19 protein-coding genes and 1 tRNA gene are annotated in these 25,332 nt (G+C 54.9%); 12 read left to right on the top strand and 8 right to left on the bottom strand.

Annotation, left to right across the window (positions count from 1 at the left end):
• Positions 1 to 41: 41 nt before the first annotated feature.
• Genes IAD09_00385 through IAD09_00365 form a run of 5 tightly spaced genes read left to right on the top strand, consistent with a single transcriptional unit; the run spans position 42 to position 5,535 of the window.
• Positions 42 to 599, top strand: a complete 558-nt coding sequence (locus IAD09_00385; protein ID HIT80695.1) for a CvpA family protein — start codon at positions 42 to 44, stop codon at positions 597 to 599.
• Between the two features lie 39 nt (positions 600 to 638).
• Entirely contained in the window at positions 639 to 2,147 is a 1,509-nt protein-coding gene (gene sufB / locus IAD09_00380; protein HIT80694.1) for a Fe-S cluster assembly protein SufB, read from the top strand.
• Positions 2,148 to 2,198: 51 nt separating this feature from the next.
• Complete coding sequence (gene sufC / locus IAD09_00375; GenBank protein ID HIT80693.1) at positions 2,199 to 2,951, top strand: Fe-S cluster assembly ATPase SufC; 753 nt, start codon at positions 2,199 to 2,201, stop codon at positions 2,949 to 2,951.
• Between the two features lie 12 nt (positions 2,952 to 2,963).
• Complete coding sequence (sufD, locus tag IAD09_00370) at positions 2,964 to 4,301, top strand: Fe-S cluster assembly protein SufD (protein ID HIT80692.1); 1,338 nt, start codon at positions 2,964 to 2,966, stop codon at positions 4,299 to 4,301.
• 16 nt (positions 4,302 to 4,317) lie between these two features.
• Positions 4,318 to 5,535, top strand: coding sequence for a cysteine desulfurase (locus IAD09_00365; GenBank protein HIT80691.1), 1,218 nt, complete (start codon positions 4,318 to 4,320; stop codon positions 5,533 to 5,535).
• 61 nt (positions 5,536 to 5,596) lie between these two features.
• Here the strand turns inward: IAD09_00365 and IAD09_00360 are convergent, their stop codons facing one another.
• The gene (locus IAD09_00360) at positions 5,597 to 8,200 is read right to left on the bottom strand and encodes a hypothetical protein (protein HIT80690.1); all 2,604 of its coding nucleotides are present in this window, start codon (positions 8,198 to 8,200) and stop codon (positions 5,597 to 5,599) included.
• Positions 8,201 to 8,402: 202 nt separating this feature from the next.
• Between IAD09_00360 and IAD09_00355 the strand changes: the two genes are divergently transcribed.
• On the top strand, positions 8,403 to 10,367 hold the full coding sequence (locus tag IAD09_00355) for a hypothetical protein (GenBank protein ID HIT80689.1): 1,965 nt from the start codon (positions 8,403 to 8,405) through the stop codon (positions 10,365 to 10,367).
• 484 nt (positions 10,368 to 10,851) lie between these two features.
• On the opposite strand, the gene IAD09_00350 is transcribed toward IAD09_00355, so the two are convergent.
• From IAD09_00350 to IAD09_00325, 6 genes are all read right to left on the bottom strand, one after another.
• Entirely contained in the window at positions 10,852 to 11,562 is a 711-nt protein-coding gene (locus IAD09_00350) for a DUF4919 domain-containing protein (protein ID HIT80688.1), read from the bottom strand.
• Positions 11,563 to 11,589: 27 nt separating this feature from the next.
• Positions 11,590 to 12,084 (bottom strand): low molecular weight phosphotyrosine protein phosphatase, encoded by a 495-nt coding sequence (locus IAD09_00345; protein ID HIT80687.1) that lies wholly within the window; start codon positions 12,082 to 12,084, stop codon positions 11,590 to 11,592.
• A 232-nt stretch (positions 12,085 to 12,316) separates the two neighbouring features.
• Positions 12,317 to 12,574 (bottom strand): 50S ribosomal protein L27, encoded by a 258-nt coding sequence (rpmA, locus tag IAD09_00340; GenBank protein ID HIT80686.1) that lies wholly within the window; start codon positions 12,572 to 12,574, stop codon positions 12,317 to 12,319.
• 23 nt (positions 12,575 to 12,597) lie between these two features.
• On the bottom strand, positions 12,598 to 12,909 hold the full coding sequence (gene rplU, locus IAD09_00335; protein ID HIT80685.1) for a 50S ribosomal protein L21: 312 nt from the start codon (positions 12,907 to 12,909) through the stop codon (positions 12,598 to 12,600).
• A gap of 145 nt (positions 12,910 to 13,054) precedes the next feature.
• Positions 13,055 to 15,064, bottom strand: a complete 2,010-nt coding sequence (locus IAD09_00330) for a hypothetical protein (protein HIT80684.1) — start codon at positions 15,062 to 15,064, stop codon at positions 13,055 to 13,057.
• Positions 15,065 to 15,128: 64 nt separating this feature from the next.
• Positions 15,129 to 15,377, bottom strand: coding sequence for a hypothetical protein (locus IAD09_00325; GenBank protein HIT80683.1), 249 nt, complete (start codon positions 15,375 to 15,377; stop codon positions 15,129 to 15,131).
• Positions 15,378 to 15,494: 117 nt separating this feature from the next.
• On the opposite strand from IAD09_00325, the gene IAD09_00320 reads away from it, so the two are divergent.
• From IAD09_00320 to IAD09_00305, 4 genes are all read left to right on the top strand, one after another.
• Complete coding sequence (locus IAD09_00320; GenBank protein HIT80682.1) at positions 15,495 to 16,025, top strand: hypothetical protein; 531 nt, start codon at positions 15,495 to 15,497, stop codon at positions 16,023 to 16,025.
• A gap of 21 nt (positions 16,026 to 16,046) precedes the next feature.
• Entirely contained in the window at positions 16,047 to 16,514 is a 468-nt protein-coding gene (locus tag IAD09_00315) for a hypothetical protein (protein HIT80681.1), read from the top strand.
• 11 nt (positions 16,515 to 16,525) lie between these two features.
• Positions 16,526 to 18,250, top strand: coding sequence for a hypothetical protein (locus tag IAD09_00310; GenBank protein HIT80680.1), 1,725 nt, complete (start codon positions 16,526 to 16,528; stop codon positions 18,248 to 18,250).
• A 128-nt stretch (positions 18,251 to 18,378) separates the two neighbouring features.
• Positions 18,379 to 18,451 (top strand) — tRNA-Gly (locus IAD09_00305).
• 558 nt (positions 18,452 to 19,009) lie between these two features.
• Here IAD09_00305 and IAD09_00300 read toward each other — a convergent pair.
• On the bottom strand, positions 19,010 to 20,341 hold the full coding sequence (locus IAD09_00300) for a glucose-6-phosphate isomerase (protein HIT80679.1): 1,332 nt from the start codon (positions 20,339 to 20,341) through the stop codon (positions 19,010 to 19,012).
• A 226-nt stretch (positions 20,342 to 20,567) separates the two neighbouring features.
• Here IAD09_00300 and IAD09_00295 point away from each other — a divergent pair, with 226 nt between their 5' ends.
• On the top strand, positions 20,568 to 21,743 hold the full coding sequence (locus IAD09_00295; GenBank protein HIT80678.1) for a DUF4105 domain-containing protein: 1,176 nt from the start codon (positions 20,568 to 20,570) through the stop codon (positions 21,741 to 21,743).
• Positions 21,744 to 21,947: 204 nt separating this feature from the next.
• Positions 21,948 to 25,253 carry a preprotein translocase subunit SecA gene (gene secA, locus IAD09_00290; protein HIT80677.1) on the top strand — a complete coding sequence of 1,102 codons (3,306 nt, stop codon included), beginning with the start codon at positions 21,948 to 21,950 and terminating at the stop codon, positions 25,251 to 25,253.
• Positions 25,254 to 25,332: the final 79 nt, after the last annotated feature.

Below are 25,332 nucleotides of genomic sequence, written 5' to 3'. Positions count from 1 at the left end.
CCGCACGGGCCGCCTTATCTCCTTTTCCCGAAAGAACAACGATGAACGTAGAATTCATAGATATTATCGTTGGCGCCATTCTTGCATACGGTTTGGTGCACGGGTACCACAAAGGCATCGTGCAACAACTGGGAGCACTTGGCGGGCTGATTGTGGCCATCTTGTTTGCCAACCTCTTCGCGCCCCTGTTCGAGAACCTGCTCAACCAGTTCGACTTCGCCGGCCCGCGCATCACCCACCAGCTGGCCTATCTCATCTCATTCCTGGTGTTGCTCTTCGGGTGCAACCTGTTGGCGCGGCTGCTCAAAAAGACGCTTCTCATGCTGCACCTGGGGTGGTTCGACCGCATCGCCGGCTGCATTTTCTGCTTCTTCAAATACCTGCTTGTCATCAGCGCGCTGCTCAACCTCTATACCATATTATCGCAGGGAGACAAGCAGGTCGTACCTCAAATCCCTCAGGAAGCCCGACTGAGCCAAATGGTCATGAAGGTGGCTCCCGTGGTCATCGACTGGTCGAAAGAACGGGTCGAATTGCCCGACATACAAATCTCCCTGCCGGAAATAAACAAAGACGACCTTCCGTCGTTCTTACCTTAAACCGGGGCCTATCGCCCCAACTGCGTCATGTACCCGACAATGAAAAAAGACAATATCAATTCCCCGCATAACGGACAACCGGTGCCCCAAGTTCCCAAAGGGAATGGAGACACGGATAAAATCATCGATGAAGTCACCTCGTCGGATTACAAATACGGCTTTGTCACCGACATCGACACCGAAGTAATTCCCCGGGGTCTGAACGAAGGCGTGGTGCGGCTCATATCGGCCAAGAAACACGAGCCCGAATGGTTGCTCGACTTCCGGCTCAAAGCCTTTGCCTACTGGAAAACGCTCGAAATGCCCCACTGGGCGCACCTCGACATTCCCGAAATCGACTACCAAGCCATCAGCTACTACGCCGCCCCCAAGAAGAAAGAGTCGCCCAAGAGTCTCGACGAGGTCGACCCCGAACTGCTCGACACCTTCAACAAACTGGGCATTTCGCTCGAAGAGCAAATGAAACTCTCGGGCATCGCCGTCGACGCGGTCATGGACAGCGTCTCGGTAAAAACCACCTTCAAGGAGAAACTGGCCGAACTGGGGGTCATTTTCTGCTCCATCAGCGAGGCCGTGAAAGACTACCCCGACCTGGTGCGCCAATACCTGGGCACGGTGGTTCCCTATCGCGACAACTTCTTTGCCGCCCTCAACTCGGCGGTATTCAGCGACGGCTCGTTCGTATACATTCCCAAAGGAGTGCGTTGCCCCATGGAGCTGTCGACCTACTTCCGCATCAATGCGGCCAACACCGGTCAATTCGAACGCACCCTCATCATCGCCGACGACGACAGTTATGTAAGCTACCTCGAAGGTTGCACCGCCCCCATGCGCGACGAAAACCAGCTGCACGCCGCCATCGTCGAGATACGCGCCCACGAACGGGCCGAAGTAAAATACTCGACCGTGCAGAACTGGTACCCCGGCGACAAAGAGGGGCGCGGCGGCATCTACAATTTCGTCACCAAGCGGGGACTGTGCAAAGGCGACCACTCCAAAATATCCTGGACCCAGGTAGAGACCGGCTCGGCCATCACTTGGAAATATCCCAGCTGCATTTTGGCCGGAGACAACTCCATCGGCGAATTTTATTCGGTTGCCGTGACCAATAATTTCCAACAAGCCGACACCGGCACCAAGATGATACACATCGGGAAAAACACCCGCAGCACCATCGTGTCGAAGGGTATCTCGGCCGGCAAGAGCCAAAACAGCTACCGCGGACTGGTGCGCGTGGCTCCCGGCGCCGACAATGCCCGCAACTACACCCAATGCGACAGCCTGTTGCTGAGCGACCAATGCGGAGCCCACACGTTCCCCTACATGGACATCAAGAACGACACCGCCATCGTGGAACACGAAGCAACGACGTCGAAAATCAACGAAGAACAAATCTTCTACTGCAACCAGCGGGGCATTCCCACCGAAGAAGCCGTGGGCCTCATCGTGAACGGATATGCCAAGGAAGTGATGAACAAACTGCCCATGGAGTTTGCCGTAGAGGCCCAGAAACTATTGCAAATCACGCTCGAAGGTTCGGTCGGATAAGAGGCCGGCGTCTCGCCCGGGCACAAGGAAAGAATAAAAAAATACTGACATATGCTCACCATAAAAAATCTGCACGCCAGCATCAACGGCAAAGAGATATTGAAAGGCATCGACCTGACGGTAAAACAAGGAGAGGTGCACGCCATCATGGGGCCCAACGGTTCGGGAAAAAGCACGCTGTCGTCGGTACTCACCGGGAATCCGGCTTTTGAAGTCACCGAGGGAAGTGTCGAATTTTGCGGGAAAGACCTGCTGTCGCTCTCACCCGAAGACCGCGCCCACGAAGGGCTCTTCCTCAGTTTCCAATACCCGGTGGAGATACCGGGAGTCAGCATGGTCAATTTCATGCGTGCCGCCATCAATGCCAAACGCAAATACTGGGGCGAAGAACCTCTGTCGGCCACCGATTTCCTGAAAATGATGCGCGAAAAACGCGCCATTGTCGAGCTCGACAACAAACTGGCCAGCCGCTCGGTCAATGAAGGATTCTCGGGCGGAGAGAAAAAACGGAACGAGATATTCCAGATGGCCATGTTGCAACCCCGGCTGTCGATTCTCGACGAGACCGACAGCGGCCTCGACATCGACGCCCTGCGCATCGTATCGCAAGGGGTCAACCAACTGAAATCGGACCAAAACGCCACCATCGTCATCACCCATTACCAGCGGCTGCTCGACTACATCGCCCCCGACTTCGTGCATGTACTCTACAAGGGCCGCATCGTCAAATCGGGCGGCCCCGAGTTGGCGCTCGAACTCGAAGAGAAGGGCTACGACTGGATAAAAAAAGAGGTTGACGCTTAAAAACTTTCACCTATGAATGCCGCACAACAATATATCGACCTCTACCGCCAGCACCGGGAACTCATCGACCGCCACTCGGCTGCCGTGTTGAACAGCCGACGCGATGCCGCCATGCGCGACTTCGAACGGCTGGGTTTGCCCCACAAGCGGCAAGAGGAGTTCCTGCACACCGACATCGAAGCCTTCTATGCGCCCGACTACGGGCTCAACTTGGCACGCATCGCCCCGCAAGCCACAATAAAAGAGAGTTTCCGATGTGCCGTTCCCGACCTCGAAAGCCAGCCCTACTTCTTCGTCGGCGACATATTCTCGGGCAACAACACCAAGCCCCTGCCCGAGGGCGTATTGGCTTGCAGCCTCTGCGAAGCAGCCACCCGCTACCCCGACTTGGTCGACCGCTACTACGGCCGCCTGGCCGGCACCGGGAAAGACGGCACCGTGGCACTCAACACGGCCCTCGTGCAAGACGGATTCTTTCTCTATGTGCCCCGTCATGTAAAAATCGAAGAGCCGCTGCAAATCGTACACCTCACCCACGGCTCGCACGACTTCATGGCCAACCTGCGCATGCTCATCGTGCTCGAAGAGGGGGCACAGGCCCATCTGCTCGCATGTGACCACACGCTCGACAAAGGGCATTTCCTGACCTCGGCTGTCAATGAGATTTTTGTAGGTCCCGACGCCAAGTTCGACTACTACGACCTCGAAGAGTCGACCCTCAACACCCATCGCGTCGCATCGACGTTCATACGCCAAGAACGCTCATCGAACGTGCTGGTCAACGGCATCACCCTGCACAACGGCTACACGCGCAACAACTTCACCATCACGCTCGAAGGCGAAGGCGCCGAGACGCATCTCTACGGCATGGCGGTGGCCGACAAGCGTCAGGCCGTCGACAACTTCACCTTCATCGACCACAAAGCCGCCCACTGCACCAGCGACGAGCTCTTCAAGTATGTACTCGAAGACTCGGCCACAGGGGTATTCAACGGCCGCATTCTCGTGCGACAGGGCGCCCAAAAGACCTCAGCCATACAGACCAACCGCAACCTCTGCACCACCAAGGAGGCTCACATCTATACCCAACCGCAACTCGAAATCTATGCCGACGACGTGAAGTGCAGCCACGGCGCAACGACCGGGCAACTCGACACGAACGCCCTTTTCTACATGCGTTCGCGAGGAATACCCGAAGCCGAAGCCCGCATGTTGCTCATGGTGGCCTTCACACACGATGTCATCGAGAAGGTGCGCATCGAAAGCCTGCGGGAGAGGTTGCACAAGATGGTCGAACGCCGGTTCAGAGGCACCCTCGACAAATGTGCCGGCTGCCGCATCTGCCAATAAAGGAAGGAGACATATCATGCTCGACATCGACAAAATAAGAGAAGACTTTCCCATTCTTGCGCGTGAAGTCTACGGCAAGCCGCTGGTCTACCTCGACAATGCCGCCACCTCCCAGAAACCGCGCTGCGTCATCGAGACCATCACCGACGGCTACACCCGCATCAATGCCAACGTGCACCGCGGCGTGCACCGCCTGAGCCAAGAAGCCACCGACGGTCATGAACATGCGCGCCGACGCGTACAACAATTCCTCAACGCCGCCAGCGAAAAAGAGATTATCTTCACCCGCGGCACGACCGAGTCGATCAATCTCGTGGCGCACTCCTTCGGAGAGGCATTCCTCCACGACGGCGACGAAGTCATCATCTCGGAGATGGAACACCACGCCAACATCGTGCCGTGGCAACTGCTGCAAAGCGAGCGGAAGATTGCCTTGCGCGTCATACCCATCGACGACCGGGGCGTGCTCGACATGGAGGCGCTTGCCTCGGCTTTCAACGAAAAGACCCGACTGGTCTCCATCACCCATGTGTCGAATGTCCTGGGAACGGTCAATCCCATCAAGGAGATTATCGACATGGCCCACCGCCACCAGGTACCGGTGCTCATCGACGGCGCACAAGGCGCCCTGCACCACCGGGTCGACGTGCAGGCACTCGACGTCGACTTCTATGTGCTCTCGGCTCATAAAATGTATGGGCCCACGGGCATCGGCGTCCTCTACGGCAAAGAGAAATGGCTCAATGCCATACCCCCTTATCAAGGTGGCGGCGAGATGATAGGGCATGTGACCTTCGAGAAGACGACCTTCAACGAGCTGCCGTTCAAGTTCGAGGCAGGGACACCCGATTACATCGGTACGATGGCCTTTGCCAGTGCCCTCGACTACATCGACCGCATCGGCATAGAAAACATCGCCGCCCACGAACAGGAGCTGCTGCAATATACCACCCGCCGGCTGCTGGAAGAAATCGACGGCATACGCATTTACGGGACCGCCCCTCAGAAATGCGGCGTCATCTCGTTTCTCGTCCGCGACATTCACCCCTACGACATGGGCATGCTGCTCGACAAGCTGGGATTTGCCCTGCGTTCGGGTCACCATTGCGCCCAACCGCTCATGGAACGCTTTGGCATCGTAGGCACGCTGCGCGCCTCTTTTGCCCTCTACAACACCATCGAAGAGTGCGAGGCTTTTGTCGCCGCCGTAAAGCGGGTGGCACAAATGTTCTGACCTGCGACAATTTCTCATCGAGTCCCCCTCGCCGCACAGGAGTGTGCGGCGAGGGGGACTTTTATATGAGCTTCGATGAATACACCGGCTCGTACACCACATCGACGGCATCGAGATGGAACCGAGAAGAGACCACGCCCGAGAGCGAAAGCCGATGATATTTATATGGCGGAGCTATGGTACGCAAGGAAACGCGGCCGGGGATAGCCCCTTCGGCTCGTGCCCTGAAAATGGCTCCATATCCCTCATCGGCGCGGTTCGAGGCCCAAAGCGAAAAGGCGAGCGAGGCGTTATCGTCGCTGCAACGCAAGGCCCACCGGGGTATCCGTTTCTCCACATCGGGCAACAGCTTGATGGCCCGTGTCACAAGCGCCACCTCCACCCTATTGGCCGCCTGCTCATCGCACAGGTCATACACCCGCGACTCATCATCGACGGCCAACAATGTCGGATAAAGCGAATAAAACGAGACATACGAGGCACTGCGCCGCGTCCATTGCGCCGACAACAAATCGAACACCCACATATAGGAATAGCCCGGCGACAGGAAAAGCAACTCCTTCTCGATGTAATTATATCCTATCTCGGCATTCTCCACAAACGTGCGGAAGGGCGTATTGTCGACGGCCGACGTCATCACCGGCTCCATTGCATCGAGCACCGAAAGAGCCGGCCCCGGCAGGGTATCGGGAGTCCCGTCGAAGGGTCGCGACAAGAGTTCCGAATCGGAACCGAGCAAGGCCATCAATCCCTGGTCGGAGAGATAGAGCACGGCATCATCGACCGAGATGATGTGTCGGGGCGAAAGGGCCACTTCGCGATTCACCGGCGACTGGCTGGCATACAACACCTCGCCGCTGCCCTGCCGCAAAGCCCATATGCCATCGCTGGTAAAGACATAAAGGGGGAACTCGCCATACTGTCCTTGCGAGAGGGCTGCCGTTGCCGCCGCCATGCCGAGAATCGCCCCCGAGGAGAGCGTATAGGTGAGGGTCTGGGGGAAGGTAAACGGATTATACACGGCCGATACCCGCAACTTGCCGGGAATGTGCTCTTCGGGATTTTTTACCTCAGGTTGAAATGACCCGTCCATTGAAGAAAAGTCCAAGGTCAGTTGTATGGGAGAAAATTCGGGATTGAGATAATATGCCATGTTTTCGTTGGGTGCGGCTTTCAGTGGAAATCGGCCATAATAACGGGGAGATCCCGATTGATTAAAGCCCAAAATCTCAATTCTCACAGCCCGACTGTCGGGATAGGAAAGATAAGGTGTGAGTCGATATGTACCAGGCTCGAAAGGGACAAACATCTGGCTCTGCCCTGTCGTTCCTTTCAGTGTTATCCGCATAAAGCCCTGCATGGAATGAGATGTAGGTGTACTTCCTCGATAATTCTCTTGTTCCGTCGAGAAAAGTGAAAGCGGATACCCATCGAAAAAGCGGGTCGTCACATTCCCCAAGTGAAGGCGTCCATTGTAAACACACGACTCCTTGGCCCGAAGGGTATGCAGTGAGAAGTTGTCGAGCGGGAGATTGCGCTGCTGCACAAGGTTCGAGAGCGAGCAGGTATAGGTCAACGGAGCCGACGTCTCGGGGTCGGCCGTCAACTCTTCTATGTCGAACGAGGCCACTTTATAAAAGAGCGACTCGTTCACAATCTGCTCCCGTTGTTCATCGTCCGGAAGCAAAGGCATCGCAAACCGCATGACCGGCACCGGGTCTCCATTTCCGTCAGGCTCCTGAACGAGGTAATATGACTCGATGGTAGCATCTTTCACTACGGGCAACTCCCGGGAGAAAAAGACATCAACCCCCTTTATCACATCGCTCCACGCTTCGAGATTGGCCTTGTTCACGGTGTAATAGACCTTCTCTCCCGAGAGGGTGAAGGGGTTGTGATAGAGTTGCACCACCTTCTTATCATCGACCTTGCACATCGAAGCCAAGTTATTATCGAAAGGCAAAACATCGGAACCACACATCAGCACAGGGGGCGAGGGATAGATATAGCTGTCGTCATAAAGCCGCAGGGCATAGCGCACCATAAACGGGAAAGAAAGGTATCCATCGTCGAGCAACGCACTCTTGGCCCGGCTGTATGTACCGTAAACCAAGGAGGTGAACCGCAACTTATCGTTGTCGGAGAGGATAAAGTTTGCATCGGGCGTAGAAGAGGAGACCAGCACATAGTCGTTCCAAAATTCCGAGCGGGAGGTCTTCTCTTTCAGGGTAAATGTAATCTCGGGAAAATCGGGGCGCTCTCCGAGAAAGCGATAGGTGCCGTCGACATAGAAAAGGTATTGCATCTCCTTATCGGTGAAGACAACCATGGCATTTCCCACCGCCTCGATGCGCTCCAATCCGGAGATTTGAAAACCCGAAGGGCTTTTCAGGGGCACAATCGCGCCATCGGTCTCCTCTGCTTCATAAAAGAGAGTCGTACCGTCGTAGGTAAAATAGTGCTTGTAAGCCTCGTTCACATGGACGAAGACAAGGCGATGCGACGCATCGGTCGGCGTGTAGCAACAGGCCGGCGTGCCGACTGGAGACCACACGCCATCGCGGCAACGGAGATTGACAACATGACTGCACTCCCCGTCGGTTGAAATTGCCGGCGGCAAAAGAGCCGACATACCGGTTATCTGTAATCGTTTTTGGTCTTGCATATTTTCGTAATTTAAAAGTTGGTTATGACAGCAACAAATGTATGCCACGAGCCAAGGGGCTCCGTGGGGAATTTATCAAATCGGTCGCAGGCGGACGCTTTTTATAAACTTCACATGCCGCGGGGAAAATTCATCGCTTTATTTGTCCCGTGAAAAATCATTGCGGCCCGGCCGCTCCACGTCAAACCAATTTTATATTTTTATGAAAGAAACCAATTATCGCATTTTCAACAACCGGAACCTGATGCCGCAACAGCAGCCCGGGAAAAGCATCGCCTCGGTCGATACACAAGGGAAAAAAGAGCCCGACGAGACCGACCTCGAAGTCTTGTGGCAAGCCAAACGCGCCTGGGACAACCTCGACCGTTACCGCCATACCCGCACCCGCAGCCGCAATTACACCTTCGGCAACCAATGGGGCGACAACATCGACCTGCCCGACGGACGCACCCTGAGCGAAGAGCAATACTTGAAAGAGCAAGGGAAAGTCCCGCTGAAAAACAACCTGATACGCAAACTGGTAAAAAATGTCGTGGGCCAGTTCCGTTCGGTACAGACCCAACCGGTGTGCATCGCCCGCAACCGGAAAGACCAGCCGCTGAGCGAGGTCCTGAGCGCGGCCCTGCAATATGTGCACCAACACAACCACCTGTGGGAAATCGACGGACGCTCGCTCGAAGAGTTCCTCATCTCGGGAAGCTGCTTCCATAAAATAGGGTACGGGAAACGGCACGACAAAACCGATGTGTGGATCGACGAGGTAAATCCCAATCGCATCTTCTTCAACAACATCGAAGACCCGCGACACTGGGATTGCACCCTCATCGGCGAACTGCACGACGTGCCTGTCGCCCAAGTGCTCACGCACTTTGCCCACGGCTCACGCAAACGCGGAGAAGAGTTGCGCGAAATGTACGGCAACGCCACCGAGAGCCACATCAGGGAAAACTACGAGAACCTGTCGAGCGAACGACTCGACAACATCGACTTTTTCATGCCCGCCGACACGCACCTGTGCCGCATCATCGAGGTGTGGCGTCTCGAAAGCCGGGAACGGCTCAGGTGCCACGACCGGCTCTCGGGAAGCTATTACAAGGAAGAGGTCGCCCGTGCCGACGAAATCGCCGAGGAAAACCGCCGGCGCATCAACGAGGCCCGCAGCAGAGGCATCGCACGGGAAGATGTACCCCTCATCGATACCGAATGGTTTGTCGACCAATTCTGGTACTACCGCTTCTTCACCCCCTTCGGGGAGGTACTGGCCGAGGGAGAAACGCCCTACTGGCACGGCGAACACCCTTATGCTTTCAAACTCTACCCGCTCATCGACGGGGAGATACACTCATTTGTCGAAGATGTCATCGACCAGCAACGCTACATCAACCGCCTCATCACCCTGGTCGACTTCATCATGGGGTCGAGCGCCAAAGGGGTACTTCTCTTCCCCGAGAACCAAATTCCCGATGGCATGACCATCGAAGACATCGCCGAAGAGTGGACCCGCTACAACGGGGTGATTCTCTTCAAGCCCAAGCCGGGCGAAGCCCTGCCGCAGCAAGTTGCCGTGAACGCCACCAACGTGGGCGCATACGAACTGCTCAACCTGCAAATGAAACTGCTCGACGACATATCGGGCGTGCACGGCGCCATGCAGGGACAGACACCCTCGCCCGGGACGCCGGCCAACCTCTACATGCAACAGGTGCAGAATGCCGGCATCAACCTCATCGACATCTTCGAGTCGTTCAAAAGTTTCCGGGAAAATCGCGACACCAAACTGCTGAAAACCGTGCAGCAATACTACGACCGCCAACGTTACCTCGACATTGCCGGCGACAAGGTCGACGAGAGCCAGGTACCTTACACGCCCGACGAAGTGCAGCACGCCGAGGTCGACATCAACATCACCGAGTCGACAGCCTCGCCGGTATTCCGTTCGGCCTCGAACGAGTTCTTGCTGCAACTCTTCCGCATGGGACAAATCTCCCTCGAAACCTTGCTCGAAAACGGAGCCTTCCCCTTCTCCGACCGTCTGCTGCAAAGCATCGAGAAAGAAAAAGAAGAGAGACAAAAGCAGCAAGCCCTCGGGCTCACAAGCCCGAACGGCTCAAATGGAGCCCAGGCATTACAGCAACCGCTTTTGCAAGCCCTGCTGTCGGCACAATAAATTTCTTTGTTGTCCAATTCTCTCCATGACGAGTGGCGGGAAGATTTCCCGCCACTCGTCATGGAGAAAGGGGGCTCATCATTGTCGTGTGAAAATTTCCCGGCAAATATCTATTTGTCTCTTATTATCACTATCTTTGTTAAAAACAGAGATACCTGAAAAACTGCCATGAAACTCAAACTCTTTTCCTTATCACTGATTTTCTCCGCCGGACTCATGTCGGCACAGACTTATCAAGTACCCGTCACAGAAGACGATGAGCCCATGATGCAGGGGCAATTCCGACCCACATGGGAGTCATTGTCGTCCTATCAGGTACCCGAATGGTTCCGCAACGCGAAAATTCTCCCGCACGGCCGACGGTTTGGAAATAACATTGCCCGACAAACCGCTGAACCGGATTTTTCCGATATTCAAGATACAAAAATGAAAAAGGAGGGGAAATTTCCCCTCCTTTTTCATTTCCTTGTTCCAGCTCAGCCGCTCACTCCGTGCCAAACTTACGCTGGTACTCTTCGAGTATGCGGCTGACATTGAAGTAAAACCCGCGAGCATTGCCAATGAGGTCATAAACCTGAATGTAATCGTAACATGGGGGCTCGAACTCGTAGGCTTCGGCAACGACACCTAACGTATTGAGTATATCATAGGCATGTACCGGCTCGATAACATACCAGGCTGTCTCGGGCGTGCGACCGTCTCCGGTAGAGAGTATGGCATCGACAAGATGGTGAATGCGTGTCTGCCAGAAATTCACTTCGGCGTGATTGCCGAGCATCGTGTTGGCATAGACCAGGACGGCCATGCGGCGCAGGTCGAAAGGATTGTCGGCCAACACCTGACCGGCATATCGAATGAGTTTCTCGCATTCGGCCGCCGTGAGGTCATTGCGCCGATAAAGGGTATCGAGCGACATTTCGTAAGACGACACCCGATAAGGGTCATAATCGTCTTGGAACGAATAGCCCAGATAGAGGCAACGGTATTCCTCGGTGGTAAGCGTGGTATCACGCTGCATGTACCGGGCAATGAGCCGTGGATAGAAACAGGGCGACTCGGGATTCTGCACCGCCTGTCGCACCGCCTCGATGTCGGGGAAAATCTGTGTCAAAGTATCTCCATCGGTGTGGGAGCGAGCAGCTATCCAACTCTCACAAGAGAAAAGGAGACATATCAAAAATATCCATTTCTTCATAAGCAAAAAAAATTAAGTTCCTGCCGATTAAGCATCGGGGGCCGAAAGGGCATCTATCAGCCCGCCGCACGCATCTTCGAGCAAATCGAGCACCAGCTCAAAACCATCGGCTCCACTGTAATAGGGGTCGGGCACATAATCGTGGCCATACCGGCGAGCATAGTCGGTCATGCGGTGAATCTTCGACAGGGAGTCGGCATCGGGTGCCAAACGGCGCAAGTTCTCGATATTCATGTCGTCCATGCCTATGATGACATCGAAGCGGTCGAAGTCGTCAGCCGTTATGGGACGGGAACGATGGTCGAGACGATAACCCCGCCGCGCGGCATGGCTGCGCATGCGGGCATCGGGCAGCTCTCCGGCATGGCCGCCGTAAGTACCGGCCGAGTCGATGTAAAACGCGGTCGAGAGGCCACGCTCCTCGACCATGTGTCGCATAATGCCTTCGGCGGCCGGGGAACGGCAGATGTTGCCCAAGCAGACAAAAAGTACGCGACAAGGACGTTCGGGGGTGGCATGCATCGTCATAGGCTAAACCGAATTTATATTTGGGCGCAAAGATACGCTTTTCGAGGCGACCCTCAAATTATTATTGTCGATAAAGAGGTGAAAAAGAGTCAAAAGAGGAACCTCTCTGCGGGAAGAAAGCGAGTCCTCAAAACGAAACAGGGTATCGGCATAACCGATACCCTGTTTCCTTGACTTTTCTATGTTCCTTGTTTGCAACGACAAGCGTCACCTCTGAGGAATATTCTTAGTTTTGGGGTTCAACCGAAACGTATGAACGGTTGTCTTGTTTCTTACGGAACACTACGACACCGTCGATGAGTGCAAACAAGGTGTGGTCTTTGCCCATACCTACGTTTACTCCGGGGTGGTGTACCGTACCTCTCTGACGCACGAGGATATTTCCAGCTTTCGCTACTTGTCCGCCAAAGACTTTCACACCTAATCTTTTACTTTCTGATTCGCGGCCGTTCTTTGAACTACCGACACCTTTCTTGTGTGCCATTTTCTTCTCGTTTAATCAGTGGTTTAAGCAACAATATCTTTAATTAACACTTCGGTAAAGCATTGACGGTGACCGTTGCGTTTACGATAACCTTTTCTTCTTTTCTTCTTGAAGACGATGATACGTTCGCCTTTGAGATGAGAGAGGACTTCGCAAACGACCTTTGCACCTTCTACGGTGGGAGCACCAACTTTTACGGCTCCGTCGTTGTCGACCAACAATACTTTGTCAAACTCGACAGCAGCACCTTGCTCAGCGTCCAAACGGTGAACATAGAGTCTCTTGCCGGCTTCGGCTTTGAACTGCTGTCCTTGGATTTCTACAATTACGTACATCTGTTTAAATAATTACAGGTTACCTCCGCCGGGTGGCCGTTCGTCGTGAACCGCTCTTATGTACCCGTCACGGAATAAGAGCCGCAAAGTTATGCACTAATTTTCAATAACCCAAATTTTTTGCTGCCGATTTTATTATTTTTCTCTACATACTGGCCTCACTGAGAGGTTGTGATGGTCGGCGGCGGCTCTTTCGGTTATCGCCGACCGGTACGGGCAACGGCTCGGTATAACAGATATAGGTGCCGATGCAGCGGGTGATGAGTATGTCGTCGTGGTGGCCGTCCATGGCGCCGAAACTGCCGTTGGGTTTGCGTTCGAAAACGTCGTGCTCGTAGCAGGCCAGCAGGTCTCGCTCTACATAGCCGCTCTCGCGCAGCATCTGTATCTGATGGTTGATGATAAGCGTTTTGGTCGAACGGTTCATGTGAAAGCCCCAGCGCGAAGGCGCCGAGGAGCGAATCATCTCGGAAGAGGTGCGCGCATAGAGGTGCGAATAGGCATCGGAGAGGGTATCGAGTATATACTCGGTATGCTCGCCGTCGGTGTGTTCGGTTTCGAGGGTATTGCTCTCGATGACCAACAGGGCTTCCTGATAGAATGCGGCGATTTGGGCCGCTTTCCAGGCCAACAGGTCGTGGTCGATGTGCCCGCGCCACTGTGCGACGACCTCGGGCACCCCGCCATACATCTGCCAATAGCGGTCGAAGACGACAATCACCGAATAGTCGGCCGAGACCGACCGGCCACCGATGTCGACAACGGCGACATAACGGTCACGGACTCGCGCCGCATCGTCGGGCAGTGCCCACACCTGCAACTTCCCGGCCGCCTCATCGACAAAATGCAGCTCTTGCAGCGATTCCCGGCCGAAGGTCTTGGCGCCATAAAGTTCGCCCACCCGGTCGGGCGGTCGGCAGTTCTCCCGCAACCGCTGCACCTGCCGTATGTCGAAGACACGTTCACCGCTGTGATTGAACGCCTCGACATCATCGGAAGGGTATTCGGCCATCATGTCGGCATGGTCGGGATACTCCTTGCGCTTCTGCCGGTACCAGGCAATCGCTTCGAGGGTGGCGCCGCGCTGCCACAAGGAACGTTCGTAGTCGTCGAGCGACGCGGCAAAGGCCGCGGGGTCGTCGACCGGCAGGGCATACATCTCGATGTCGTACCAGGGAACGAACAAGAACTCCTTGTCGCTCTCGCCCCGCTTGGCGCGCTCGCACTCCTGGTGGAAATAGTTTCCCGTGCCGTTGGCCGTGCTCTCCATGACCACGAGCGAGTCGGGCAGCAAAGCCACCGACCCGCAGATGGCGCGCACCAGCGACTCGGGCGAGCGCAGTCGGGTGCGGGGCCAAAAAGCGACCTCGGAAAGATGGGCCATGACGGCATCGGACCCCCGCACCGACTCGGGGGTCTCGGCCGAGGTGACAGTCACCCGGCTACCCGACCCTTCGATGACCGAAGTATTGCCGGTACGCTCGTATGGGCGGAAGCGGGGAGCCACCCCATCGGGCATGAGCCAAGCGGGATAATTGTCGAGCAACTTGGTGTATATTCCTTTTATATGCGCTGCCGCATCTTTGAGGTGGGCACATATCACACTGTGCCAGTTCTTGCGGTGCACCAGCTGTATCCAGGCCATATAGAGCTGCACGAGCGTGGAACCGCCCCACTGGCGGGCTTTCAGCAAAATCAGGCGCACGGGTTTCCCGGCACGACGCTGCGATTCGAGCCGCATGAGCAACTTGCGCTGCGGGAGATTGAGCCGGAACGGCACATCGCCATCGCCCATCTTGTCCTTGATGCGGACAAACATCACGGCCCAAAACTCGAAATCGTACCGGATACGCACCTTCACCCAACGCCGCCACACCTCTTCTTTCCAATGCGTACAGGGCAAACGTCCCAGTTCCTTCTCGATAAAAGAGGCGATGGAACCGCACCGGCGCAGCCCCTGCACGAGCTCGACCTCGTCGAGCATCTCCCGCGGGATATGCTGCAACGGTATCGGTGCGTCGGGCAGATGCATGACGATGCGTTCGCCCACGACAGCCCCTTCGCCCGTCTCGGGGTGATAAGGCTGCGAACGGAGACGCTTGCGACGGTCGTTCTCGGCCAGCATGTCATTGATTTCGTCTGCGGTCAGATTCATGATTCCTTTTTTTATCGGCAAAGATGCAGCGGCAAAGGCGACCTCGGGTGTGTTTTTTATCAAATCATCGGCGCAGGGCCGCCAGTCGGTCGAGCGTGTCGGTAATCACCGACAAGGCCGCTTCGCCTTCCGCCTGGGCAGAAGCATGGCCCTGTTTTTCGAGAATCTCGATGCACTTCAACAGATTTACTTCACTGGTGCATTCGGGTATCAATTCTTTCAGTCGGTTATAGCAAAGTTCGAGCATCTCTTCGCGACGGTCGAGGGGTCCGTGTGCCGGATTTCCGTCCGGCAATGATTGGTTTTTCTTCATAGTTTCTACGATTTTATAAATATCACATCGAGTCACAAATTTACGGGGTGATATTTGCGGCGTGATGTGATTCTTTACAAAAAGCAGTATTAACCTCAAAAAAAATGAAGAGATATTATGATTGTCAATTTACTCAGCGGCATTATCCGCAACGCCCGTAACCGACGTGCAGCCGAAAACGCTCAAACCCAGGCACTGAACACGCTCAACAGCCAGCAAGCGCAACTCGACAATTTCTTTAACAGCGAGTATTACGGAGACTACATGAACCGCTCGGACGTGCAATCGATGATGCGCAGCATGCAGGACCAGATGCGTCAACAAAACGCGATGAATTACAGCATGGCCGCCGTCATGGGCTCCACGCCCGAAGCTCTCGCCGCCCAACAAAACAATGCCGCCACCCTCATGGGCAACACTTACAGCCAGATAGGCGCAAACATGTCGAACTGGAAAAGCAACGTGCTCAACAATTACATCAACAACTCCATGGCCCTCAACAACCAGGAATATAACCTGTGGGCGCAACAAGCCAACCAGTTCCGACAAGCGGCACACGACTCCATGTCACAAGCACTCGACAATTACACACGAATTGCCTCCGCCCTTGTAGGAAGTGCCGGCAGCGCACTGGGAGCAGGAGTTTAAACCCATAAGAAAGGAGGAGATATGAAAAAAACAGAACATGCCGACCGCGAGACACGCGACATTCGTCACGGCGTGGCAACCGGAAAAGGCTTTTTCAACAGTCTCATGTCGAAGTTGCACGGTAACAGCAACCCGGCCAACCTGTTCGACCAACTGGGCGAAACGCTCACCCTGCTGGCAAAAAGGCCCCGGAAAGAGAATGAAATCGAACTGCCGGGCGACAATGGCCAACGACTCGAAGAACTTATCGTGCAACATTGCCGTTCACACCGCGACTATCCGCAACAAGAGGGCTTTCTCTATATCTTGCGGCGACTGCCGTCACAAATGACGCCCCCACCCCGACGACTCACCCCCGTTGAGCCGACAGGCTCAACACGCGATGCGTCGGACCAACAGAAATTCCACCTTTTCAACCTGATGATTGCCCGCGGCATGACCCCGCAAGAGGCCGAGAAACAGGTCGAAAGAATGTATTCACCCATCTAACCCCATTATCCATGAGCAATCCACATAAACCTTGGGCCCGAATCGACAGTACACTGCAACGACAGCTGGGCCACTATTCTCACTACGGAATGCCTGCCGACAATCTGTCGGTGGTCACTCCCGAACCGGCAAGCACGCTCGAATATATCATTCCCGAGTATTGGACCGACCCGCGAGACTACATCGCCTATCCCGTGTACCATTTCACACCCGGAGAATACCCGCAAGCCCCCAACATCGCCCTCTTGTCACAAAACGTCCAACCGGACAGTGTACCGGCCGAGCCGCAACCCATTACGACATTCGGGGAAGGTTTCAAGCAAGCGTTCGACCAATGGAAAAACAATTACAGCTACGGTTATGGACGCTTCCTGAAAAACATAAATTACGAAGACGAAATCCGGTACGGCTTGCAGGCGCTCGACGAGAATCCCGAACTGAGCCGGGGCAACGTGCAGGAGATAAACCGCTCCATAAAAACGTTGCGCCGAGGCATTGCCGAACGTCAGAACCGCATCGAAGCCGGCGAAGGAACCCCCGAAGATGAAGCGGCCATCTTGAAAGACTCTGAAAAAATACGCGGACTGTATGCCATGCAACAGCAATACTACAAGGGCGCTACCCCCGAAGAGGCCGAAGCCTGGCGCAACGACTACATCGCCCAAGGCGGCACGGGCATCCAACGCATGGCCGAAGCCATCGAAGAACAGAAAAACTACCGGCCGACCAAAGGCTGGGGTACGGTGGGCAGCATCGGCTGGGAAATTCCCAAAACACTCATCACCGCCGCGGCCACAAGAAATCCGATTACTGCACCCTTTGCCATCTTAGGGGGTACGGGCGATGCGACTATTCAAAACTGGGCACGCACCAATATGCAGGCCGACCTTATCGAAGAAAGAACCGGAGAAGATGTTTCCACGGCACAGCGCCTCGGCCAAACGGCTTTGGGTGCCGGCGTCGACATCGGGACTTCTCTGCTCCTCCCCATGAAAGGCATACGCGCCACACAGCCCTTTTTCAACCGCTTGGGTAAAAACATCGCCGCGCAAGGAATCGCCGGAGGTATCGGCTCGGCATCTAACGACATCGGACAAAATCTCATTTTAGGCGACGACCTCACGGCCGGAGAGATCGCCTCGAATGCATTGAGAGGTGCCGCCATAGGAGCTATGACCGGCTTGGGAACCACCGCAGTTGGTCACGCAATGAACAAAGCTGGTACGCGAAAAATATTCAGAGAAATTCCCGACGAATCGGGAATGATAAATGGCACAACGAACGCTCACCCCGACAACCTCTCCATTCCAGACATCGGTTATTATCGTTTCAACAGGCCGATACGAGTCGAAAGGAGCACACTCAGCCCCATCGTCCGCAATGCCATCGAAAATGAGGGTCTGCACATCGATAACACCCCCGTAAGAATCCCCTTCGCCACTTACCGCCGAGGACCGCTTGCCGCGCCGGGCACCTATGTCCGTCCCTATCAGAATCCCGGAACCATCGACCCCAACGGCCTCAGAATGATTCCACGAGAGAGCGACCCGAATGGTGAATTTTCCCCGGGGAACGGCAATTTAGGCCGAGAGCCGGAGACGGGAGCCTCTTCGTCAGAGGCAAACGACACCCGCACACCGTTCAGTGCCTACGAAGACATGTTCGGTATAGACAAACTGGGAGATGGTGACAAAAAAACAAAAACGCAGAGAGGGCAAAAGAAGAAAAAGAAATAAGCGCCCCCAAAGAGCGGCACGACTGTAACCAGCCTCAGAAGCAACAGGAATAAATAAAAAACACATTCTTTGTTGCAAAAAGAGAAAAATGTACTAACTTTGCTGTCGCATTTCCAACAAGGAAACAGGCGGCAGTAGCTCAGTTGGTAGAGCATCAGCTTCCCAAGCTGAGGGTCGCGGGTTCGAACCCCGTTTGCCGCTCGCTTTTCAAGACAGGTCGTTATGAAAATAACGGCCTGTTTTTATTTATCAAGTCGCCAAGAAGTAGAGCCATATAAAAAGGACGACAACCGCCAAAATTATAATTCCCAAACCAGCCATTTTCAGAAAATAGCGAGTGAATTCCTTATCGGAAAACACATAATAATAAATGATTGCCACAAAAACAGCCAAAGAGACGATAAAGAGAATTATACTTGTCGTTTTGTCCATAAGAATCTGTTAAAAATTTTTCCACGTCATCAATTCGCCAAGAAATAGAGCCATACAAAAAGGAGGATAACCGCCAAAATTGACAGATAGAATAAAATGCCCAACCATGAATTTTTCAAAGCAGGCCACCAGGAATTCACGTCGGAACGCAAATCGAAATAAGAGAGCATTACAACCGCAATTACACAAACAATAAAGAGAATTATACTTGTCGTTCTGTCCATAAAAGATTTTTAAAAAGTCGCCCGATGTCATTCGGTCAAAAAAGGTTGTTAGAAAAAAGCGGCCGTGCCCCGAAAAGCGCGGCCGCTTTACATCATGTCCGGTTTACAAGCGAGCCTTGATGGCTTTGCTCTCGGCTTCGTATCCGGGTTTATCGAGCAAGGCAAACATATTCTTCTTGTAAGCCTCTACACCGGGCTGGTCGAACGGATTGACACCCAGCATATAGCCGCTAATGCCACAGGCTTTCTCGAAGAAATAGATAAGTTGCCCGAGATAATATTCGGTAATGGCGGGTATTTCTATCTTCAAGTTGGGAACGCCGCCGTCGACGTGGGCAATCTGCGTACCCAATTCGGCCATCTTATTGACGGCATCGATGCGCTTCCCGGCCAGGAAATTCAGGCCATCGAGATTCTCCTCATCGGCAGGAATCGCCAATTCGTGCTTCATATTCTTCACCGAAACGACGGTTTCGAAAATCGTGCGTTCGCCATCTTGAATCCATTGACCCATCGAATGGAGGTCGGTAGTAAAATCGACCGAAGCCGGGAATATACCCTTGTGGTCTTTTCCTTCGCTCTCGCCATAGAGTTGCTTCCACCACTCGGCGAGGAAGTGCAGCTTCGGATTGAAGTTGACCAGAATTTCGACCTTCTTGCCTTGGCGATAAAGCACGTTGCGGGCCGAAGCATATTGCAAGGCGAGATTTTGCCCGGCAGGTACCGTTTCGGCGCAGGCTTTTTCCATGTCGGCAGCGCCGCCCACGAGTTGTTTGATGTCGAAACCGGCCACGGCTATGGGCAGCAAACCCACGGGAGTGAGCACCGAGAAACGCCCGCCCACGTTATCGGGAATGACAAAGGTCTTGTAACCTTCCATGTCGGCCAGTTTGCGCAGGGCACCCCGGGCAGCGTCGGTCACGGCCACGATGCGTTTTTGTGCCTCGGCTTTTCCTACCTGGTCTTCGAGTTGTTTTTTCAACAGGCGGAAAGCGATGGCCGGTTCGGTCGTGGTTCCCGACTTGGAAATGTTGATGAGGCCGAACTGTTTGCCGCGAAGAAGTTCCTGCAATTCATAAAGGTAGTCTTCTCCGATGTTCTGACCGGCGAAAAGCACTTGTGTGCCGCCGGCTGCTTTGAGGTGGGCAAATGAGTCGGACAGCGCCTCCACCACCATTTTGGCACCCAGGTAGCTGCCGCCGATGCCGATAGCGACAACCACCTCGCAACGTTCCCGCAGAGAGGCGGCCACGGCCTCGACCTCATCGAGGAAAGCCGGGGTTATCGACGAGGGCAGATGGAGCCACCCCAAGAAGTCGTTTCCTTTGCCATTACCGGCGTGCAATGTCTCCTGTGCGGCGGCAGCTTCTGCGGCCACAGCCTCAACAGCCCCCTTACCAAGGGCTTTTTCGTAAGAAAATCTGATTGTTTCCATAGTATTTCGATTACTTGTGTTTTTCTTTTTCTCAAAATTAGATATTTTCACAGAAATCGGCAAACAATAGGAAAATATTTTTCGCAGAATCGAGCACAAATGCAAAAAGAGCGGGATAGCAATGGTTACTTTTGAAAAAAAGCGTACCTTTATCGGCCGAAAATGCACACAAGCCGCCGGGAAGCGTACAAGGACAACCCGGCATTGCCGCATCAGAAAAAACGCCATGAGGAAGTTTTACTTTTGCCTGCTGTCACTTATTTTCTGCGTTCCCGCCGTAGCCGAGCGGGTCGACAGCCTGCGCGTATCGCTCCTCACGGCCGCACCGGGAAGCCAGTCGTATGAGCTTTTCGGCCACACCGGCATACGCATACGCGACGGCCGCAACGATATTGTCTTCCACTACGGCGTGTTCGACTTCAACGCCCCCCATTTTTTCTACCGTTTCACCAAGGGGGAGACCGATTACAGCATCGGTGCCGCAGGATACAGAGACTTCGTTTACAGCTATGTGCTGCGCGGCAGCACGGTGTATGAGCAGGAGCTTCTGCTCTCGGGCGACGAGGCAGGCCGACTGCTCGACACGTTGCTCCTGAACATGGAGCCCGGCCGACGCATCTACCGCTACAACTTTCTCTTCGACAACTGCGCCACCCGTCCGCGCGACAAAATAGAGCGCTGCATCTCAGGCCAGATTGCCTACAACCCAAGCGACACGACCACGACGACATTCAGGGAGCTCATACACCGCCACACCCGCAACCACCCGTGGCTGACCTTCGGCATCGACCTCGCATTGGGAGCTCCGCTCGACCGCACCCTCACCCTTCGGGAACAAATGTTCCTCCCCTCGATTTACCGCAGTTGCGCCGAGGAGGCGCGTATCATCGAAAGCGACGGTACGGTGCGGTTATTGACCGGAGAGACCCATACCTATGCCGGTGCCCAAGGCGCTCTCGACGAGAACGCCCCGACGCCGTTTACGCCCACCGTCGTCTTCACGCTGCTCTTCGCCCTTGTCGTCGTATTCTCGATGTGGGAGTATGGCCGGGGCCGCCACATACGCGCCCCCGACTATGTGATCTTCGGGCTCTATGGGCTATTCGGCTGCGTGTTGTTTTTCCTTATCTTCATCTCGATACACCCGGCCACATCGCCCAACTACTCGGTCTTGTGGTGCCACCCCCTGCTGTGGGTCATTGCCCTGTGCGAAGCATTTGCCCCCCGCAAGCGCATCACGACGCAGCTCATGTCGCTGCTGCTGCTCGTCACGTTGGCGACCCTCGTGGCGATGCCATTCCTGCCGCAAAAGTTCAATCCGGCCTTTATCCCATTGGCGCTCATACCGGCAGTCCGCAGCATCGCATGGCTCAAAATCGAGCAGAAAAACGGACGTCTCTGACCCTCCCCTCCCGCCCACCGCGGCACCCCTCGACCCTCCAAGCGAGAGGAAGTGCGCCCTTAAAGCTATTTTATGGGAGAAAAAGCCCGAAATTCAAGCATTTTCACTATCTTTGCACCGTATTGTGTCCTCCTGCCTCGAAAGAGGGGTGGCACATGCGCCATTTTATATAACCGCACTAAATAACACAACCGTAATACCACTATGGGTTTTAATGACATTCTGAAAAAATTATTTGGAAACAAGTCGCAACGCGACTTACGCGAAATACAACCGTACGTCGACCGCATCTTGGCCGAGTACGCCAAAATCGAATCGCTCAGCAACGATGAACTGCGCCAGCGCGTCACCGACATCAGAGCTCACATACAGGAGAGCGTCGCCCCCGAAAAGGCCCGCATCGCCGAAATCAAGCAAAACATCGAAAACGTGGAGTACGACGAGCGCGAGAATATGTGGGAAGAGGTCGACAAGCTCGAAAAGGTCATTCTCGACAAATACGAGAAAGCCCTCGACGAAGCGCTTCCGCAAGTGTTCGCCCTGGTCAAAGCCACCGCCAAGCTGTTTGCCGAGAACGAACGAATCGAAGTCACCGCCACCCCATTCGACCGCGACCTCGCCGCCAAAGGGCACGACTTCGTGCACATCGAAGGAGACAAGGCCATCTACCAGAACCATTGGGTAGCCGGCGGCAACGAAATCACCTGGAACATGGTGCACTATGACGTGCAACTCTTCGGTGGTGTCGTACTGCACAAAGGCAAAATCGCCGAGATGGCCACCGGTGAAGGCAAGACCCTCGTGGCCACCCTGCCGGTGTTCCTCAACGCCCTTACCGGCAACGGCGTGCATGTGGTCACGGTGAACGACTACCTGGCCAAACGTGACTCGGAGTGGATGGGCCCGCTCTACATGTTCCACGGCCTCTCGGTCGACTGCATCGACAAGCACCAGCCCAACTCCGAAGAACGCCGCCGCGCCTACAACGCCGACATCACTTTCGGAACGAACAACGAGTTCGGCTTCGACTACCTGCGCGACAACATGTCCATCACCCCCCAGGACCTCGTGCAAAGAGCCCACAACTACGCCATCGTCGACGAGGTCGACTCGGTGCTCATCGACGACGCCCGTACCCCGCTCATCATCTCAGGCCCCGTGCCCAAAGGCGAGGTACAACTCTTCGAGGAGCTGCAACCCAAAGTCGAGTCGCTCTACAAAGCCCAAAAAGCATTGGCCACCAAATTGCTGGCCGACGCCAAGATAAAAATCGCCTCCGAAGACAAAGAGGTGCGTAAAGAGGGCGCCCTGCTGTTGTTCCGCACTTTCAAGGGCCTGCCCAAGAACTCGGCCCTCATCAAATACCTCAGCGAGCCGGGCATCAAATCGCTCATGCTCGAAACCGAGGAATACTACATGCAGGAGAACAACCGCAACATGCCCATCGTCACCGACCCGCTCTACTTCGTCATCGACGAGAAAAACAACGGAGTAGACCTCACCGACAAAGGTCTCGACATGATTACCGGCGACAGCGACGACCCGCAATTCTTTGTCCTCCCCGACATCGGCGCCCAACTGGCCGAGCTCGACAACATGGGGCTCTCCGACGCCGAACGCCAAGAACGCAAAGACCAAATCACGCAGGAATACGCCATCAAGGCCGAGCGCGTGCACACCGTGCACCAGCTGCTCAAAGCCTACGCCCTCTTCGAGCGCGACGACGAGTATGTGGTCATCGACAACAAGGTGAAAATCGTCGACGAGCAGACCGGCCGTATCATGGAAGGCCGCCGCTACTCCGACGGACTGCACCAGGCCATCGAAGCCAAAGAGCATGTAAAAGTGGAAGCCGCCACCCAGACGTTTGCCACCATCACGCTGCAAAACTACTTCCGCATGTACCACAAGCTGGCCGGCATGACCGGTACGGCCGAGACCGAAGCCGGCGAGTTCTGGGACATCTACAAGCTCGACGTGGTAACCATTCCCACCAACAAGCCCGTTATCCGTGAAGACCTCAACGACCGCGTATACAAGACCAAACGCGAAAAATACAACGCCGTCATCGAAGAAATCGCCAAGATGGTCGAGCAGGGTCGTCCCGTGCTCGTAGGTACCACCTCGGTCGAAATATCGGAATTGCTGAGCCGCATGCTTACCCTGCGGAAAATCAAGCACAACGTCCTCAACGCCAAGCTCCACCAGAAAGAGGCCGACATCGTGGCCCAAGCCGGACAGAGCGGCACGGTGACCATCGCCACCAACATGGCCGGTCGTGGTACCGACATCAAGCTCTCCGAGGCCGTGCGCGAAGCCGGAGGTCTGGCCATCATCGGTACCGAACGCCACGAGTCACGCCGCGTCGACCGCCAGTTGCGCGGACGTTCGGGACGTCAAGGCGACCCGGGTTCTTCGGTCTTCTATGTATCGCTCGAAGACAACCTCATGCGACTGTTCAGCTCCGAACGCATCGCCAAGGTGATGGACCGTCTCGGATTTGAAGAGGGCGAGATGATTGAGCACCCGATGATTTCCAAATCGATCGAACGGGCCCAACGCAAAGTAGAAGAGAACAACTTCGGTATTCGTAAACGCCTGCTCGAATACGACGACGTGATGAATGCCCAACGCGAAGTCATCTACAAGAAACGCCACCACGCCCTCATGGGCGAACGCATCGGCATCGACATCGTCAACATGATGTACGACGCCGCCCAGGCTCTCGTCGAAGAATATGCCCAAGCCGGCGACTACGAAGGGTTGCAGGCCAACGTGCTGAAAACCTTCGCCATCGAAGTGCCGTTCGACGCCAACGCCCTGCGTTCGGAAAAAGAGAACGTTCTCACCGAAGCCCTGTACGAAGCCGTCATCGCCGCCTTCAAGCGCAAAATCGACACGCTTGCCGCCGTGGCCAACCCGGTCATCAAGCGCGTCTATGAAGAGCAGGGCGACCGCTACGACAACATCGTCATTCCCATCACCGACGGCAAACGCATATATAATATAGTATGTAATCTGAAAGAAGCCTACGAGAGCGAATCGAAAGCCGTGAACAAAGCCTTCCAGAAATCGATACTCCTGCACACCATCGACGAAGCCTGGAAAGAGCACCTGCGCGATCTCGACCAACTGCGCCAGTCGGTACAGAACGCCAGCTACGAGCAGAAAGACCCGCTGCTCATCTTCAAACTCGAATCGTTCGGGCTCTTCAAGGAGATGATCAACACCATCAACACCAAGACCATATCGATTCTCATGCGCGGGCAGATTCCCATGCGCGACCCGCAACAAGTGAAGGAGGCCGCCCCCGCAGCCCGTCAGGATTACAGCCGCTACCGCACCCAAAAAGACCAAATAGGCGGTGGACAGCCGGCCAACGGCGCTCAACCCAATGCCCCGCAACGTCGCCCCGAACCGGTAAAAGCCGCCCCCAAGATAGGGCGCAACGACCCCTGCCCCTGCGGAAGCGGAAAGAAATACAAGAACTGCCACGGCCGCGAGGCTTAACACCCGGAAGCCGTTCCACCCAAGAAATCATACATTAACCCAGCCCGGGAGAAAACCCATCTCCCGAGCTGGAAAGAAA

The sequence above is a fragment of the Candidatus Caccoplasma merdavium genome (genome assembly GCA_018715595.1).
In the GTDB taxonomy this organism is placed as follows: Bacteria; Bacteroidota; Bacteroidia; order Bacteroidales; family UBA11471; genus Caccoplasma; species Caccoplasma merdavium.
The sequence above is the reverse complement of the archived record's forward strand: the minus strand, read 5'-3'. Positions and strand labels throughout refer to the sequence as shown.